This is a genomic window from Natronomonas sp. (assembly GCF_046483325.1).
GTDB lineage: Archaea > Halobacteriota > Halobacteria > Halobacteriales > Haloarculaceae > Natronomonas.
In genome coordinates this window covers 31,818-48,226 of record NZ_JAWODL010000024.1, presented here as the reverse complement: position 1 = coordinate 48,226, position 16,409 = coordinate 31,818, and the positions used below count along the sequence as shown (strand labels likewise).

Sequence of the window (16,409 nt, the reverse complement as noted above, 5' to 3'; positions counted from 1 at the left end):
GTCACTCCACCGTGACGCTCTTGGCCAGATTTCGCGGCTTGTCGATCGACCGGCCCAGTTTCGCGGCGGTGTGATAGGAGACGAGTTGGAGTTGCACGTTCGCCAGGATGGCCGCGACCCGCGGGTGTGTCCCCGGAACGTCGAGGACGTGATCGGCGTATCGAGCGACGTCGGATCGGCGGTCGGTCACGGCGACGACCGGCGCGTCTCGCGCTTCGACCTCCTTGACGTTTCCGATCGTTTTTCTCGCGAACTCCCCGTCGCCGGTGACGGTCGCTAGCACGGGCGTTTTGGAGGTGACCAACGCGAGCGGACCGTGTTTGAGTTCCCCCGCGGCGAATCCCTCTGCGTGCTCGTAGCTGATTTCTTTCATTTTCAGCGCCCCTTCCAACGCGACGGGGAAGTTCAGCCCGCGACCGATGAAAAAGTACGCGTCGGCGTCGAGATACGCCTCGGCGACCGCTTCGGCGTCCGATTCGTCGAGGATCTCTTGGACGTTCCCCGGCAGATCTCTGAGCGCCGAGACGAGATCGCGGTCACCGAGGCCGGGCGTGGCGGCCTCCGCGAGCAGATTGAGCGCGGTCTGTTGGCCGGCGAACGTCTTCGTCGCCGCGACGCCGATCTCCGGGCCGGATCTGATGTAGAACGCCTTGTCGCACTCTCTGGCCATCGTCGAACCGACCGTGTTGGTGAGCGCGAGCGTCTCCGCACCAAGTCGCCGGGCCTCCCGGGTCGCCGCGAGCGTATCCGCCGTCTCGCCGCTTTGGGAGACGCCGACGACGGTCGCGTTTTCGAGCGGCGGCGGAGAGATGGCGTACTCGTGTGCGTAGTGGGCCTGTGCGGGGATCCCGGCGGCACACAGGAGCTGTGACCCGTAGACGGCAGCGTGATAGCTCGTCCCTGCGGCGACGAGGTGGACGCGTTCGAGTTCGAGGTCGTCGAGTTCCGGGACGGTCACGTCGCCCTCGAGTTCGTTTACTCGCCCGCGGAGACACTGCCGGAGCGCCCGAGGCTGCTCGTGGATCTCCTTGAGCATGAAGTGATCGTAGCCGCTCTTGCCCGTATCTTCGGGATCCCACGATATCGTCTCGATCGACTTCTCGATCCGGTCGCCGGAGGCGTCCGTCACTCGCCAGCCATCGGCCCACAGTTCCGCGAACTCCCCGTCCGAGAGATAGACGACTTGATCGGTGAACTCGCGGAATGCGGGCACGTCGCTCGCCAGGTACGTCTCCTCCTCGCCGAGGCCCAAGACGAGCGGTGAGTCGTTCCGGGCGACGAAGACGGAGCCACTGTCGTCGAGCACGCAGGCGATCGCGAAACTGCCTTCGAGCCGATCGATCGCCGCTCGAAACGCCTCGTCAGGGGAAGCTCCCGCGTCGAGTTCGGCTTCGACGAGATGCGGGACGACTTCGGTGTCGGTATCGCTCTCGAACTCGTGACCGTCGGCCTCGAGCTCGTCACGAAGCGACTGGTAGTTCTCGATGATACCGTTGTGGACGACCGCGATTGACCCCGTACAGTCGGCGTGCGGGTGGGCGTTTTCGTCGGTCGGTGGACCGTGCGTGCTCCATCGAGTGTGGCCGATTCCGATCGTGCCGGACAGATCGTTCTCGCTTCCTAGCGCCTCTTCGAGACGATCGAGCTCGCCGGCTCGCTTGCGGATCTGGATCGAGCCGTTTCCGGCGAGGGCGATTCCCGCGGAGTCGTATCCCCGGTATTCGAGCTTGGAGAGTCCGTGAACGAGCGTATCGAGCGTGTCGTCACCGCGACCGACACAGCCGATGATCCCGCACATTACCGGACGACCTCCGTCTCGTCGGCGATCGTTCCGCTGGCGTACACGCCGGGTCCGATTTCGACGCCAGCACCGACGAGCGTCCCCGGAGAGAAGGTGACGCCGCCGCCGACCGAAACCCGATCGGCGAGCACCGCACCGAGGCGCTGATCCTCGAAGACCGTATCGCCGACGCGAACATCGCCGGGACCGCCCGGAACCACCGTTCCCGCGCCCACACTGGCCGTCTCGCCGGCCACGCAATCGAGTAGCGTCGCCCCGGCCTCGACTCGGCAGTCGCCGCCAAAGAGGACGTCCCGAAGCGTCGCGTTGGCGCCGATAGTGGCGTTTCTGCCGACGGCGACGTTCGGGCCGAGCACTGCACCGGCTCCGATCTCCGAGTCGGGGCCGACTACGACCGGTCCCTGAAGGGTCGCGTCGGGGTGAATCCGAGCGCTCTCGGCCACCCAGACGCGGGTGTCGGCTTTCGGTTGGGAGATTCGCCCCCTTGAGAACAGTTCGCGCATGAGATAGAGGAGATCCCACGGATACGTGGCATCGACCCACAACCCGTCCGTGATGACGGCTTTGACCGACCCATCGTTCATCAATTCCTCGATGACGTCGGGGAGTTGAAGTTCGCCATCGCGTCGCGGGGTCCGATCGATGGCGTCAAACACGGACGAATCGAACGCATACACCCCGGCGTTTATAAACCGAAACTCGTCGGAATCCGGCTTTTCGACGAACTCGGTCAACCGATCGCCGTGGGTTCGAACGGCACCGTACTCGGAGGGCGTCGAATGTTCCAACACTGCGAGCGCGGGATCGCCGTCGAATCTCTCGAGAACGTCCTCGACGATTCGCTCGCCGATGACGCGGTCCCCGTTGAGTACGAGGACGGGACCATCGACGGCATCGGCCGCGGTCCCGAGCGCGTGCGCACTGCCGAGTTGTTTCCGTTGGTGAACGTACGTGATCGGAACGTCCCGGTAGCTGTGGCCGAAGTATTCCTGAACGCGCTCGCGCCGATAGCCGACGACGAGACAGAGCCGCTCGATACCACACTCGACGAGAACGTCGAGGACGTGTTCGAGTATCGGCCGGTCGGCGGCCGGGAGCATGGTCTTCGGCCGGTTTGCAGTCAGCGGCCGAAGCCGAGTCCCCTCCCCCGCAGCGAGGACGATTCCTGTGGTGATCGCCATACATAACTCACCGCCCGCCAGGGAATGAAAGTATCGGCAGACGGGTGATAAAAGAGAATCGAAACGTTCGAACCGACGTATCCGAACGTTCGGTGGGACCGCGTCGGATCCGTTGTAGCCGAATTTATCGCACCTGACCGCCTCGAGAACACAACACCGAAGGCCGCGCGGCGGTGAATCTACCCAATGAGTCTGATCGACGATACGCGCGCACTCTCGGCGTCGGGACCGATCTGTGACGCCTGCCTCGGTCGCCCCGTCGCCGACCGGAGTTTCGGACTGACCAACGCCGAACGCGGTCGCGCGCTGCGGACGACGCTCGCGCTGGCCGACGACGAACCGTACGCCGAACCGGACGCGTGTTGGGTCTGCGAAGGGCTCTGCGAACGGTTCGACGACCTCGCGGTGCGCGCCATCGATGCGCTCGGCGAAACCGAACTGTACACCTATCAAGTCGGCAGCCGAGTCCCGCCCCTACTGGAGGAAAACGACCGACTCCTCCGGGTCGACGCGGGCTTCGAACCGGATGCTGGCGAGGACATCGGCAGCGAACTCAACCGTGAGGTCGGTCGCCGTATCGGCCGCCGACTCGGGATCGAAGTCGATTTTCACAGACCGGACGTGCAGTTCCTCGTCGATATAGAGGCCGACGAAATCGACGTGCAGCGTAACTCGGTCTCGATCTACGGCCGATATCGGAAACTCGAGCGCGACATCCCACAGACCGAGTGGGACAAATTCGACGAGAGCGTCGAGGAACTCGTCGCCCCGCCGTTTTTGAGCGCGTTTCGCGGGACGGACGCGATCTTTCATGGGGCCGGTCGCGAGGACGTCGATGCCCTGATGCTCGGATCGGGTCGGCCGTTCGTCCTCGAAATTAAAGAACCCCGCCGTCGGATGGTCGACCTCGACGAGCTCCGGGCGGCCGTCAACGAGGGGACCGACGGAAAGGTCGAGATCGAGGGGCTGGCGTTCGCCACCCACGAGATGATCGGACGGGTCAAAGAACACGACGCGTCGAAGACTTATCGGGCGACGGTTGACTTCATCGACGCTGTCGACCAGGCGTCGTTCGATACCGCAATCGAGGCGCTCGAGGGCGCGAAGGTCGAGCAACGGACGCCGAACCGCGTCGATCACCGACGGGCAGACCTCATCAGGGAACGAACCGTCCTCGGAATCGAGGGGTCGCTGATCGACGAGTACACTGCGACGGTCGAAGTCCACGGCGAGGGGGGGCTATATATAAAGGAACTCGTGAGCGGCGACGAGGGGCGAACGGAACCGAGTCTCTCGGCTCTCCTCGGCGTCGGAGCATCCGTTTCCGCGCTCGACGTGGTCGACGTAAAAGGCGTCGAGGAACCGTTCTTGCTGCCCGAATTCCGCCTCGACCCGGAGGGAACGCCGGTCACTGCTTCGGATGCAGCATCGACCGACGGGACCGTGGGGAAATAGGAGCGACGATGTCGACAGATCGCACGGAAAAACAAACAACGGGTATAAAAACCCGCGTTCGTATCCATCGATACACACGATGAGTCCCGAAGACGGAGACGATGACGAGTTCGTCGATTGGACGGTGCTCAAATCGATCCAGGCGGCCAACGGAGCGTCGATGCGCGCAATGGAGGAGTATCTACTCGTTGCGACGCACCCCGAGGTGGCTGACAATCCCGCGCGGATCCGCGAGTTCCTCGAACGGTCTATCGAACGCCACGAGCGGGTCATAGAGCAGCTCGAATTGGCATCGGAGAACGTCAAAGCGAACGCTCGGTAGCTCGCGGGAGACGGCCGATAGTATAACGGTCGGAACGCCCGAATCTACCCCCACTGGACGATGAAATTGGCATCCCCGACCGACTTCGACGTATTAGAGGCGCTCTCCGACGGGAAACGCAACACCGCGGCCAACATCGCGATCGAGATCGATCGCGACCGCGCGTACATCAACACGCGGTTGCCGCTGCTCGCCGATCACGGACTGCTCGAACGCATCGGTCCCGCACCGAACAGCGGACTCTACGAGATCACGAAAAAAGGACAACTCGCATACCGACATCGGGAGGCGTATCACGACGAGGAGACGGATTTCGAGGCGCTCATCCAATCGAAACTCGACGACTGACGCGGGCACCGGCCTCGATAGTGGCGGCGCTCGGTGGATCGACATCCGCGACTCACCCTCCGTTTCGAAATTATATACTTTAGGTAGATATTATACGTATGTACTATTAGATCCGGCGATGGAATTATGGCTGTCGGAACACACGAGAGTTCGCTCGCATGCCGAATCGAATACGATCGACCGAGGGCACCGACCTATCCGATCGAAGGGTCGTGGTCGTCGCGGTGTCGCGTCGATCGAAACGTCGGCATCACGTGACATCTCGGGCGGGAAACGTGACGGTGACGACGGACCGTCGAACGGCGGTACATGACTACCAGTAATCACGGCGTGCGCCTCGGGATCGCGCTTCTCGGCCTGGGCGTACTCCTGTCAATGTCTCTCGCGTTCGCATCGCCGGCGGCGGCATCGAGCGTCGAACCGGCAGACTACGAGTACGACGCCAGCGAGATGCTAATCGAGGAATCGGTGACGCGGAGCGGTCGGCTGACGCTCACCCCGAACGGGACGGCCGCGGAGGGCGATACGATCCGAATCGAACTCGACGACGATCACTCGGAATTCGAGATCGCCGCCGTCGCGGACGCGACTGGCGACGAGATCGACATCTCGACTGACACGACGGGCGACGCGATCGTGGTCGAACTCACCGATCTGAACGGGAGGAACGAGCTCTCTGAGACGACGATCTCGGTCGACGTGGATCTGGTGGCAACCGACGCCGTCGCCGGAAGCGCAGTGGCGTACGATTCCACTCCGATCGCAAGCGTGGCGGCCGACGAGGCGGGCGGCAGGCTCGTCGGCGAAGCGGTCATGCGGGTCAGTATCGACGGACAGGCAGCGATCTCGTTTGATGCGGATACTATTGATGAGGATTTGATCGGTGAAAATCTGCAAACACTCGATGATGATGTCTTTATTGTAACATTCTCAAGTGATTCAGTTACCGTTGACGATGGAGAAAATATCAATCTTTCAGTTAATCCAGATATAATTAGCGAGGGTGATGAAGCTGGACTAAGGATTGTAAACGCTGCTGAAAGAGCTACTCAAAACAAAAACATATCCAGTATAGACGTCACCACGTCCGGCGATGCGAACGTGTTGGACGGCCACGACGATCAGATCACAGTCACGATCAACACCGTCGACGGCGAGCCGAAACTGGTCTCGGGGGAGGCGGTCGCCGTCGGGATCCAACTGTCCGTCGAGACCGAATCGATGAAGCGGGCGGCGGATCGATACCGGAGTGTCGACTTTCTCACGGTGGACGTCGAGGGCGAAAACAACGCGGAGTTGACGGACAACGGCGACGTGCGAACCGAATCACCGGTCGTCTTGGACATTTATCCCGGCGAGGCGAGTTCGGACGGCTTCGAACTCGACGGGATCGCGTCGGGCGACGAGGTCGGAATCACGGCGGGGCGAACGCTCGGGATAGATGGTCTCGAAGACCGCTTCGGAAACGAGATACCGACCGCGAAGGTGAACGTCACGCTGAGCGGGAACGACGACTACGCGTACGACGGGATCTGGACGGAAACCGACGGGACCAATCGGATGGCCGTCGAGGAAGGTGGTGACCTCGACGCCCGACTCGGGGTGTTCGATCTGTCAGTCGAGGTGATCGACGTCCCCGGGGCGGCGACGCAGTCGCGAAACACCGGCCCTGACGTTACGGAGCGCGTGTCGAATTTCACCGTCTACCCCGACGACGTAGCGCTCGCCACGACGACGGCTCACGACGACTTCGACGTCGACGGGGATGCCAGAATCGAAGTCGAAGTCGACCTCGGCGTTGCCGACGAGCGTATCGATCGGGTGGATCTCGAGCTCAGGCGAAAAAGCGGCGCCGGAAACGTGAGTTTCGATGCCGCCAGCGGAGCACCGACGTCAACTGACCCGTGGGAGGGGACCGGATACGGCGGGGACGACCACCTCGGACAGGAGAACGCGTGGATGATCGAGCGGGGGCTCACAGCGACGGATTTCGAGGACGGTACCAGACGGTACACTCTCGACGCCGACGTGGTCGATCGATACGACATCGAGGTCGCCGCGATGCCGCACGAGGAGCGACTCGTCCCCGACGCATCGGCCATCGAAACGTCGCTGGCTGACGATCCTGGAGCGGCGAACCGGGGGCAAACCGCGGTCGTCGCTACCGGTCCGATCGACGCGATTTCGAACGTCTCTGTTCGGACCGACTACGAGTTCGTCGGCATCGAATCGGACGAGGGGACCGACGTCGTCGTCGAACTCGCCGGGTTCGAGGACGCGAACGGAAACGCCGTCACCAACACCGATGAGACGGTTTCGGTCCGGTTCGGTGACACAGTTGTCGGCGAGATCGGGCCGACCAGGAGCGAACCGACGGCTACGGTACGCTTCGATCCGACCACGATCGACAGAGATGCAGTCGAGACCGGAACCGACGCGGCGATAGCGATCGGATTCGCAGACGGGAGCCAGCGAAGCGAAACCGATGTCACGCTCGTGCATCGGGCGATAGAACGTTCGAGCGGGTCGTGGCGGGCCGGATCGATATCGCAACCGGCGACGCTGTACGTCGATGCAGACGGTCCACGGGATCTCGCCCAGTGGAACCCCGAAACGAGAACCTACGATGGGATCGCCTCGAACGGCTCGTCCGACACGCTCGAGTCCCACCGGATCGGTCACGATCAACTACACCGTGGCTACTACGCGTACGCAGGGGGTGGCGACGAGGGTATCCGGATCGGATTCGAGTATGCAACCTCCGCGGACGAGTCGATCGACACCGAATCGATCGAACTCGATCCCGGATGGCACTTCGGAAGTTCGAACTACGATATCTCCGCACACGGACAGCGCGGCCTCGAGGCCGACGCGAACTGGGTCGATACCGACTTCAGCGGTGCGGGCGATACGTTCGTCATCTGGGACGAGAACCGGACCGATAGGCTTCACGACAGTACTGCGGGCATCGAAATCGATGGTTCAGACGAACCGATCGAGCACGACGACGCCTACTGGATACGGATCGAAGACGGCGGTGACACCCCCGTCGTTCGACGGATCGTCTCGCCAACGTTTTCAGGAGACGATGATGGGGGAGAGGAATGATTCGGCCGGCCGATTCGGGCCGGAGAACTCGGTCAGTCGACGTAGGGTTACGCCTCGTGGCATGTCTCACAGTAATAACCGCCATAGGCCTCGGTGGGATCCCGCTCGGAACCGTCGAAGCCGACGATGGAGCCCCCGGCGAGCCGGCATCGTTCTTCGGAACGGCGGTGGACGAAGACGGCAATGCGATCCCGTCAGGAACGACCATAGTTGCCGTGGTGAACGGCGAGGCTGAAGGCGAGATCACCGTCGATTCCGAGGGGAGATACGGCGGTGAGGAAGCTTTCGACGACAAACTCCGGATCGACAGCGCGGCCGGCGAAGAGGTGACGTTCCGGTTCGCCGATTCCGACGGACCAAACGCCGAATCCGCCCAACTTGAGGCCGGCGTGTTCGAAAGAAACCTGACCTTCCCGGCGAATACCGTCGAGTATATTCATCCGGATGCCGTCGCGAGTGTCGACCCAGCGGCGATCGCACCAGATGGGGAGATTATCCTCGACGGATCCAATTCGACAGCGCACGAAAGTGTAGCGATCGATGCGTACCGATGGGAAATAACGCGGGATGGCAACGCGGTCGCGACGCTCGACGGGGAGGCGGTCTCGAAGCGATTCGAGGTGAACGGGACATACGACGTCGAACTCACGGTTACCGACGAAGCGAGACGAACGAATCGTACACAAACCACATTCGAGGTCGATCCGACGCTCGAAACTGACGAGACCGGGGACAGCAGCAGTAGCGAAACGACGGGTACACGATCCACGTCGACGGTCGATTCCGACGCGTCCAACGACCCAACAACAGGCGGAGAAGCAGAAGCAGAAACAGTAGGAAGCTCCTCCGGCGGTGGAGGAAAAGCGAGTAGCGGTAGAACCGCTTCGGGCGGGGGCACGGCCGATGGATCTGCATCTGATGCCGGTGAGACCGATTCTGAGCTGAGGTCGGTCCCGAAACTGAAACCCGGAGCGGAAACGAGTGGCGGATTCGTCATCCCCGAGGATCCAGTTGCCGAGGAGCGGGTCGAAATCGAGGACGGTGCGCCGGACGCGCCGGGAACGGTGATCGGTCTCGGCGATCCGACGATTCGCGAGATCGTTTTGCAAAACGACTCGGCAAGCGGTAACTTATCCGTGTGGGAGTTTGATTCGACCGCCGGCGAATCGCCGCCACTTCCGAACGATCTCCGAGTCGTCTCAGTGTCGATCATCACCGTTCCGGCGGCGTACAGGAACGAATCTGCGATCTTTCGGGCTTTCGTCGATCCCGGGTGGCTGGCCGAGAACGAACTCCGTCCACACGAACTATCGGTCTATCGACTGCCCGACAGTACCGACGAGTGGCAGCCGCTCCCGACGGAGGCGACGGACGTCGATGGGGAGGTCCTCGTCGAAGCCGAAACGCCGGGATTCTCGCAGTTCGTCATCGCCGGTCCGATCGCGCCAGAACGGACCGGGGAGCCGAGGACCGATTCGGTAGACCACCCGAACTCGAGGGAGCCGGACGAAACGGGAGAAACCGCCGTACAAAAAACGAGCGAGGGCTCGGATGAATCGGGCGAACGCCAACCGTTCGCTTTCGACGAGTCCATGCTCGATCGGCCGACTGCGGCGCTGATCGCGTTGCTCGTCGTCACCGGCCTCGTTGGGTGGATATTCATTCCGCGTCGACGACGGTGATCGGACGATTTCCGAGCGGTTGAACAACCGTTTTATCGTCACTGCGTGAAACGCCGTCATGGAGTTCGGTGTCGACGAGGCGGGTAAAGGGCCGGTACTAGGATCGATGTTCGCAGCGGCGATACGGGCGCCAAAAGCGGAGCTTCCGGAGGGAATCGACGACTCGAAGCGTCTGTCCGCGCGACGGAGAGAGGCGATCGCGGACCGCCTCCGGGAGAGCCCGCGCGTCGAGATCGGCATCGCGGAGATCACGCCGGCACGGATCGATGCCGGAAACATGAACGATCTCACGGTTTCAGCACACGCGAGTGCAGCGGAAATCGTCGTACAACCTGGAGATTCCGGTCTCTGCGACGCAGGAGACGTGGATGCCGGTCGATTCGGAACCCGCGTCGAATCCCGGATAGAAACGTTCGTCTCGGTCGATGCGATGCACCGCGCAGATGAATCTGATCCCCTCGTCGGGGCGGCGAGTATCATCGCTAAAAGCGAACGCGAGGCGCACGTCGACTCCCTCTGCGAGCAGTTCGGCGAGGTCGGTAGCGGCTATCCGAGCGACTCCACGACTCGGACGTTCTTGTCGCGGTACTTCAGAGACCACGGCGAGTTTCCACCCCCGACCCGTCTATCGTGGTCGACGTGCGGGGCGATTCGTTCGGCGGTCGAACAGACCGAGCTCGGAGACCACTAAGGCAGGGAACCGGGAGCGAAGAATCCTCGATATCGTGGTAGGCAATATCGTCCCCGGAAGAAATCTGGGTGGACGATAACCCCTATTACCTTTCAGTCGGGAGAGGGGATATGGATGCGTTCGAGGCGTCGACAAACGTCCCGCGAGAGGGGTTCGAATTCGACCACCAACCCGAGACTGACCAGTCGTTCGAAAACGCTCTCGAGAAGGCTCGAACGGGGATTCGACTCGACGTCGACGACGCGACCGAACTGCTGACGACGGGGACCGACACGCCGGGGATCGACGTTGCGCGAAAGGAGCAGGTACTCGAAACGGCCGATCGACGCCGCGCGGATGTCGTGGGCGACGAGGTCACCTTCGTCGTCAACCTCAACAACAACGTCACGACCGCCTGCAACGTCGGCTGTCTGTTCTGTAACTTCAAGGACGCGGCACAGCGATTCGAATCGACCCACGACGGCGAGAACAACGGGTTCACCAAGACGCCAAGCGAATCGCGAGAGATCGTCCAAGATGCCGTCGAACGCGGTATCTACGAGGTCTGTTCGGTCTCCGGACTCCATCCGGCGCTCGCCCTCGACGACGAACACCACGAGATTCTGTCGGGGCTCAACGGCGAGTACAACTACAAATCGCCGGAGGCCTACGACGTGGATCCGGGCACGTACGTCGAGCAGATCGAGGCGATGAGCGTCGACGACGTTCACGTCCACTCGATGACGCCCGAGGAGGCCTACCACGCCTGCCGTGGAACCGACTGGAGCTACGAAGACGTGTTCGAACGGTTGCGTGACGCCGGGTTGGATTCGGTTCCTGGCACCGCAGCCGAGATTCTCGTCGAGGAAGTTCGGGAGGTCATCTGCCCTGGAAAGGTCGGGACAAACGAGTGGCTCGAAGCGATGGAAGCCGCTGCGTCCGTCGGGCTCGATACCACGGCGACTATCATGTACGGCCACGTCGAAAACGAGGCCCACCGGGCGATACATCTCGACCGAATCCGCGAGTTACAGGACCGAACCGGCGCTATCACTGAGTTCGTCCCACTCTCGTTCATCCACCAAGAGACGCCGCTGAAAGAACAGGGGATGGTCGAGAACGGCGCATCGATTCACGAGGACGAACTGATGATCGCCGTCTCGCGGCTGTATCTCGACAACGTCGATCACATCCAGTCGTCGTGGGTCAAATACGGCGACGCACAGGGGTTGAAGATGCTCACCTGCGGCGCGGACGACTTTATGGGGACGATTCTCTCCGAGGAGATCACGAAGCGGGCCGGCGGTGGCTACGGCGAGTTCCGATCGGTACAAGAGTACGTCGACATGATCACCTCGATCGGTCGTGCTCCCGTCGAGCGATCGACCGATTACGAAATGCGCCGCCGAATCGATCCCGGCGACGGTCCGTTCGGACCGATGCTCGGGCCGAAGGCCGACGGAACGCCGCTTTTGTGAGTTCGCAGCTGCCGTTGATCGAACCCTTTCGACGCGCACGTCAACAGTCTTAGGTGTGCCCGCTTCTGTGACCTATGCGATGGAACCGCCAGTCTCAAGACGAAAGCTGCTCGGCATCGGTGGAACGGCAGCTTCGCTCTCGATCGCCGGGTGTAGCTTCGCGAACGACGGGTCGGACGGATCCGACGCGGATGGGTCCGGTGTCGATGGAACCGACGACTCCGAGAACGCATTCGAAGTGATGGTCGTCGCCGATGTCGACCAATCGGAACTCGAGGACGCTCAACAGAACGTACAAGCGGCCCAAAAAGAAGCCCAAGAGGGAGTCGAGGAAGGCGAGATGGATCAAGAGGAAGCACAAGCACTCGTGGAGGAGGCCCAATCGAAACTCGAAGAGACACAACAGGAACTGCTCTCGACAGCCGTCTCGGCGATCGAATCCCACGCGGAAGAAACGGACGGTTTGTCGGTTGTGGAGACTGAGCCGGACTACGGTCTCGCGCTCCTCGAGGGGCGCGCGACCGCACTCGTCGAAACGCTCGCACTCGAAGACGTACAGGCGATCCTCGACGGATCGGAGTACGGCGCGATCTAGGCCGCGTTACCCAACAGCGACCGATACCGTCGCCCAGCCGAATCCTCGGCTTCGATCGCCGCTTCGATTCGCGACGAGATCCACTCCTCGGAGACGTATCGCTCGTGGACGGGTAAGCGCTCGACGAGCGGTACATCGGCCGACTGGGCGATCTCTTCGAGTTCCCGAAGCGCCGGCCAGGCGTACTCGGGGTTGATGTGATCGTCGGTGACCGGCGAAACGCCGCCGAAATCGTCGACCCCGCAGTCGAGGAGGTCCTCGACCGGTGCGAGGTTCGGTGGGGATTGGATGCTGATCTCCGGGGACAACGCGACCCGAGCCATGGCGGTCACGCGTCGGATCGTCTCGAGATCCGGCGACTCGTCGCGCCAGCGATCGTTCGGGACGACCGGCTGGACGATGATCTCCTGGATGTGACCGTATCGTTCGTGCAGTTCCTGAATCGCGAGGAGACTCTCCGCACGGTCGCACATCGTCTCGCCGATTCCAACGAGGATCCCCGTAGTAAACGGCATCCCTAACTCGCCGGCGGTGGCGATCGTGGCGAGGCGTTGACCGGGCTCTTTCGCGCGTGGGCCGCCGTGTGCTTGCACTTCGGCCGTCGTCTCCAACATAACGCCCATCGACGCGTTCACGTCGGCGACTATCTCCATCTGTTCGCGGGTCTGATCGCCGGGGTTCGAGTGCGGGAGAAGACCACAATCGAGGGCGATCTCACAGGCTTCCCGGAGATACGAGTGGATCGAATCGTGCCCCCACTCCGCGAGTCGCTCGTGAATCTCGACGTATCGGTCGTCAGGATCGTCGCCGAACGTGAACAGCGCCTCGGTGCAGCCGGCCGCCGCGCCCCTCTCACAGATCTCGCGTATCTCGTCGGGGGACAAAAGCGACGCCGCCCCCGGTGGATCGTAGTAGGTGCAGTACGTACAGGTGTACCGGCACGCGGTCGTCAGCGGAACGAACACGTTTCGCGCAAACGAGAGTTCGTCGGTCGGTTCTACGTCGGACGGCGTGACGTCTACCAACCGGTCTACGTCCGTCGTCGAGATTTCGAGATCGACCCCGTATTCCTCCGCGCCAAACACGTACCCTCATCGGTGGGAGGGGGCATTAAAACAATCGCTATCCGAGAGACTCACATTATCGCGTGCGTCGCTGGACAGTTACGCGCCCATCGGTAACCGAGAGTTCGAAGCCGGCCGACCGGAGCCACTCGGAGGCCTCGCCGGTGCCGTGGAGCAACAGTTCGGCGAGGTCGTCGGGCTCGTCGATATCGACCGCGAGACGGAACGAATCGACCGTTTCCGTCTCGGCGCCGATCTCCGACGCGATCCGCCGGTGGTCGGTCACCGACGCGCCGTGATAATCCGTATAAAAATCTGGGTGACGGACGACGAGGGCGTTCGTCCCACCGCCGAGTCCCGGGGCGATGACGACGAGTCCTTCGGACTCGAACAGTCGAGAGAGCGCGTCCGGCGTGGCGAGCGCGAGGTCGGCCATGACGACGGCGATCGGGGGATCCAATCGATCGTTAACAGCGATGGTCAACGGTTGGTCGTCGACGATGACCGGCCACTCGGAATCGATGTGTGCAGTCGAGAGGACCGTGGGAGATGCTTTTGCCTCGTCGATCGCAGTACAGACATCGCGGAGCATCGCTCGGGCGAACTCGGCTCGTTCGTTCGGTTCTAGGACGTTCGCGAGCCGCGTCTTCGGCTCGCCGGCCGCGAACGGGACGAGAACGTCCATCACTTCAAGCGACTCGGACCCTGCTGTCTGGATTTATACACCCAGTAGCCGCCCCCGATGAGGATCGCGAGGACGACGACGGCTCCGACGCCGAGGAGTGCGTTTCGAATAAGTTGGCTCTCCGAGGCCTCGTCTTCGGCCCGCTCGGCGTTGTTGATCGCGTTCTCGAAGTTCCCGCTCTCGTAAGCGGAGATCGCGCTATCGAGCGACGATCTGGCGTCGTCCGGTCCCGACTCGCCGACCGTATCGCGTGCGCGATCGATCTCACCTCGTGCTTCCTTGCTCTCTTGGGTGTAGTGGTGGCTCTCGTGAGTGCTAATCGCCCGTTCGGAACCGCCCTCGCGCTGTAACGTGAAGTTCGCCGCGACGAATCTGTCCGGCGGATCGTAGCTGAACGTCTCGATCTCGGGCGTTGTGCCCGTTACGCGAACTTCGACCGTAGCCGTTCCGTCATCGAGATCGACCTGTTGGGTCGCGTTCTGTCCGTCGATATCCTCACGCGAGGTCTCGTCGCCGGCTTGGTTGAACTGTCTAATCGTCCACGTGGCGTTATCGAGTTCCGTACTCGAGAGCAGCGTCCACCGCTCGAACTCATCGAACAGATCGGTTACCTCGAAAGTCGCCTCGAACTCGGTCCCGACTTCCGACTCTTCGGGGAGATCATCCGGGGAACTCTGCACCGCGACTGCGGAGCCGGAAAACAGCGCACTGATCAACAACACCGCGACCGATGCGGCGACGACTGTCCTCTTATTGCTCATTGTCGCCGTATTTTAAGAGGTCCTCTAAGTCTCCCTCGCTCTGCGATTTGAGTTCCTCGCGTCGCTCTTCGGCCTCGATCGCCATTCGCTGCATCTCCTTGACGCGGGGCACGTCGGTGACGCCGGCTAGAACCACGATCGCGGCCACTTTCTGCTCGTTGGGAAGCGGATAGTCGCCCGCTCGGACTTCCATACACTGCGTCTGGTTTTCGAGCCATTTGCGTGCTTTATCGATTCCCTTGCGGTTGAGCGCATCCGGTGGCCCAGAGACCAACAATAGCGCCCGCTCGGTGCTACTGACCTCACACTGAAGTGTCAACTTCCCGAGCGTCGCTTTCCGGACGAGCGAGGTGATCCGGTTGGTCGCGTCGCCCGACGACGAGAAGCCGTTTTCCTCGTTTCCGCCGCGAAGTCGATCGAGTAGCCCTTTACTCTCCTTGTGGGGGTCGACGGGCTCACTCGCGTAGCCGACGCTTGAGATCCCGTGATCGCCGAGCGTGTTGATGATTTCGGAGGCGTCGACGACGCTTTCGGCGACGTTGTCGCCGAGCGCGTCGACCTCACCGGCCGAAAAGAGCGCCCCAAATCGGGTGACGATCTCCTTGTTGATCTCGGCGTAGCCTTGATCGAGGCTCTCGCCGCCGGTTTTGAACGAATCGTTGTCGAATGTCAACAGGTTGTCGACGGCCTCGGCGAACTGCTGGAAAGACCGGGCTGCGTTCCGATTGTAGATGCCGCCCTCGTCGCGGCTCGGGAGGATACCGAGGCCGTACACGGGTTCGATGTAGAGACGCTGGAGATGTTCGGTCAAAATGGGCGCGCCGCCACTGCCGGTCCCGCCGCCAAGTCCGGCGATAACGAGAAACGCGTCGATCTCGCTCGAAACCATCTGATCGATCGCGCTTTGTATCTCTTCTATGTCCTCCTTTGCGCACTGTTCACCCAGTTCCGGTTCGGTGCCAGCACCGTGTCCCTTCACGACCGATTGGCCGATGAGAACCCGATTCTCGTTCGGTACGTAATCGAGACCCATCAGGTCAGCCTTGGCAGAGTTAACGGCAACGGCGTGGCCGATGATGCCGGTCCCTCGGCTGGAATCGTACTCGAGGAACCGGTCGAGAACCTTCCCGCCGGCCTGCCCGAAGCCGATCATTGCTAGTTTCATATCAGTCCTTGTCCGAATACGGACCCACGGACCTGATAAGCTTTCGGCCAACGTCAGACACTGAGCCGACACTGGTGTTCATCATTCGATCATT

General features: G+C 61.9%; 15 protein-coding genes. 9 read left to right on the top strand and 6 right to left on the bottom strand.

All coding sequences use genetic code 11. The annotated features are described in order from the left end of the window. Position 1 precedes the first annotated feature (1 nt). Positions 2-1,798 carry a glutamine--fructose-6-phosphate transaminase (isomerizing) gene (gene glmS / locus R6U53_RS07705; RefSeq protein WP_410321778.1) on the bottom strand — a complete coding sequence of 599 codons (1,797 nt, stop codon included), beginning with the start codon at positions 1,796-1,798 and terminating at the stop codon, positions 2-4. Next, complete coding sequence (locus R6U53_RS07700; RefSeq protein ID WP_410321777.1) at positions 1,798-2,982, bottom strand: sugar phosphate nucleotidyltransferase; 1,185 nt, start codon at positions 2,980-2,982, stop codon at positions 1,798-1,800. Before R6U53_RS07700 ends, glmS begins: the two co-directional genes overlap by 1 nt. 186 nt (positions 2,983-3,168) lie before the next feature. On the opposite strand from R6U53_RS07700, the gene R6U53_RS07695 reads away from it, so the two are divergent. The 9 genes from R6U53_RS07695 to R6U53_RS07655 all read left to right on the top strand — a co-directional run bounded on the left by R6U53_RS07695 (position 3,169) and on the right by R6U53_RS07655 (position 12,640). Next, positions 3,169-4,437 (top strand): tRNA pseudouridine(54/55) synthase Pus10, encoded by a 1,269-nt coding sequence (locus tag R6U53_RS07695; protein WP_410321776.1) that lies wholly within the window; start codon positions 3,169-3,171, stop codon positions 4,435-4,437. A gap of 79 nt (positions 4,438-4,516) precedes the next feature. After that, a complete protein-coding gene (locus R6U53_RS07690) occupies positions 4,517-4,759 on the top strand; it encodes a hypothetical protein (RefSeq protein ID WP_410321775.1) in 243 nt (80 codons plus the stop codon). 60 nt (positions 4,760-4,819) lie between these two features. Then, on the top strand, positions 4,820-5,107 hold the full coding sequence (locus R6U53_RS07685) for an ArsR family transcriptional regulator (protein WP_410321774.1): 288 nt from the start codon (positions 4,820-4,822) through the stop codon (positions 5,105-5,107). 126 nt (positions 5,108-5,233) lie between these two features. Next, on the top strand, positions 5,234-5,365 hold the full coding sequence (locus R6U53_RS07680) for a hypothetical protein (RefSeq protein ID WP_410321773.1): 132 nt from the start codon (positions 5,234-5,236) through the stop codon (positions 5,363-5,365). A gap of 51 nt (positions 5,366-5,416) precedes the next feature. After that, positions 5,417-8,215 (top strand): hypothetical protein, encoded by a 2,799-nt coding sequence (locus R6U53_RS07675; RefSeq protein WP_410321772.1) that lies wholly within the window; start codon positions 5,417-5,419, stop codon positions 8,213-8,215. A gap of 56 nt (positions 8,216-8,271) precedes the next feature. Then, on the top strand, positions 8,272-9,897 hold the full coding sequence (locus R6U53_RS07670) for a PKD domain-containing protein (RefSeq protein WP_410321771.1): 1,626 nt from the start codon (positions 8,272-8,274) through the stop codon (positions 9,895-9,897). A gap of 58 nt (positions 9,898-9,955) precedes the next feature. Next, positions 9,956-10,588 carry a ribonuclease HII gene (gene rnhB / locus R6U53_RS07665; RefSeq protein WP_410321770.1) on the top strand — a complete coding sequence of 211 codons (633 nt, stop codon included), beginning with the start codon at positions 9,956-9,958 and terminating at the stop codon, positions 10,586-10,588. Positions 10,589-10,698: 110 nt separating this feature from the next. Further along, the gene (gene cofH / locus R6U53_RS07660; RefSeq protein WP_410321769.1) at positions 10,699-12,045 is read left to right on the top strand and encodes a 7,8-didemethyl-8-hydroxy-5-deazariboflavin synthase subunit CofH; all 1,347 of its coding nucleotides are present in this window, start codon (positions 10,699-10,701) and stop codon (positions 12,043-12,045) included. A 55-nt stretch (positions 12,046-12,100) separates the two neighbouring features. Then, entirely contained in the window at positions 12,101-12,640 is a 540-nt protein-coding gene (locus R6U53_RS07655; protein ID WP_410321768.1) for a hypothetical protein, read from the top strand. On the opposite strand, the gene cofG is transcribed toward R6U53_RS07655, so the two are convergent. Genes cofG through R6U53_RS07635 form a run of 4 tightly spaced genes read right to left on the bottom strand, consistent with a single transcriptional unit; the run spans position 12,637 to position 16,315 of the window. Beyond that, entirely contained in the window at positions 12,637-13,725 is a 1,089-nt protein-coding gene (gene cofG / locus R6U53_RS07650) for a 7,8-didemethyl-8-hydroxy-5-deazariboflavin synthase subunit CofG (protein WP_410321767.1), read from the bottom strand. The genes R6U53_RS07655 and cofG overlap by 4 nt on opposite strands. A gap of 55 nt (positions 13,726-13,780) precedes the next feature. Continuing rightward, positions 13,781-14,389, bottom strand: a complete 609-nt coding sequence (cofC, locus tag R6U53_RS07645; protein WP_410321766.1) for a 2-phospho-L-lactate guanylyltransferase — start codon at positions 14,387-14,389, stop codon at positions 13,781-13,783. Beyond that, positions 14,389-15,150, bottom strand: coding sequence for a hypothetical protein (locus R6U53_RS07640; protein ID WP_410321765.1), 762 nt, complete (start codon positions 15,148-15,150; stop codon positions 14,389-14,391). Before R6U53_RS07640 ends, cofC begins: the two co-directional genes overlap by 1 nt. After that, complete coding sequence (locus R6U53_RS07635; RefSeq protein WP_410321764.1) at positions 15,140-16,315, bottom strand: tubulin/FtsZ family protein; 1,176 nt, start codon at positions 16,313-16,315, stop codon at positions 15,140-15,142. The genes R6U53_RS07640 and R6U53_RS07635 overlap by 11 nt, the downstream gene beginning before the upstream one ends. Between the last annotated feature and the right edge of the window lie 94 nt (positions 16,316-16,409).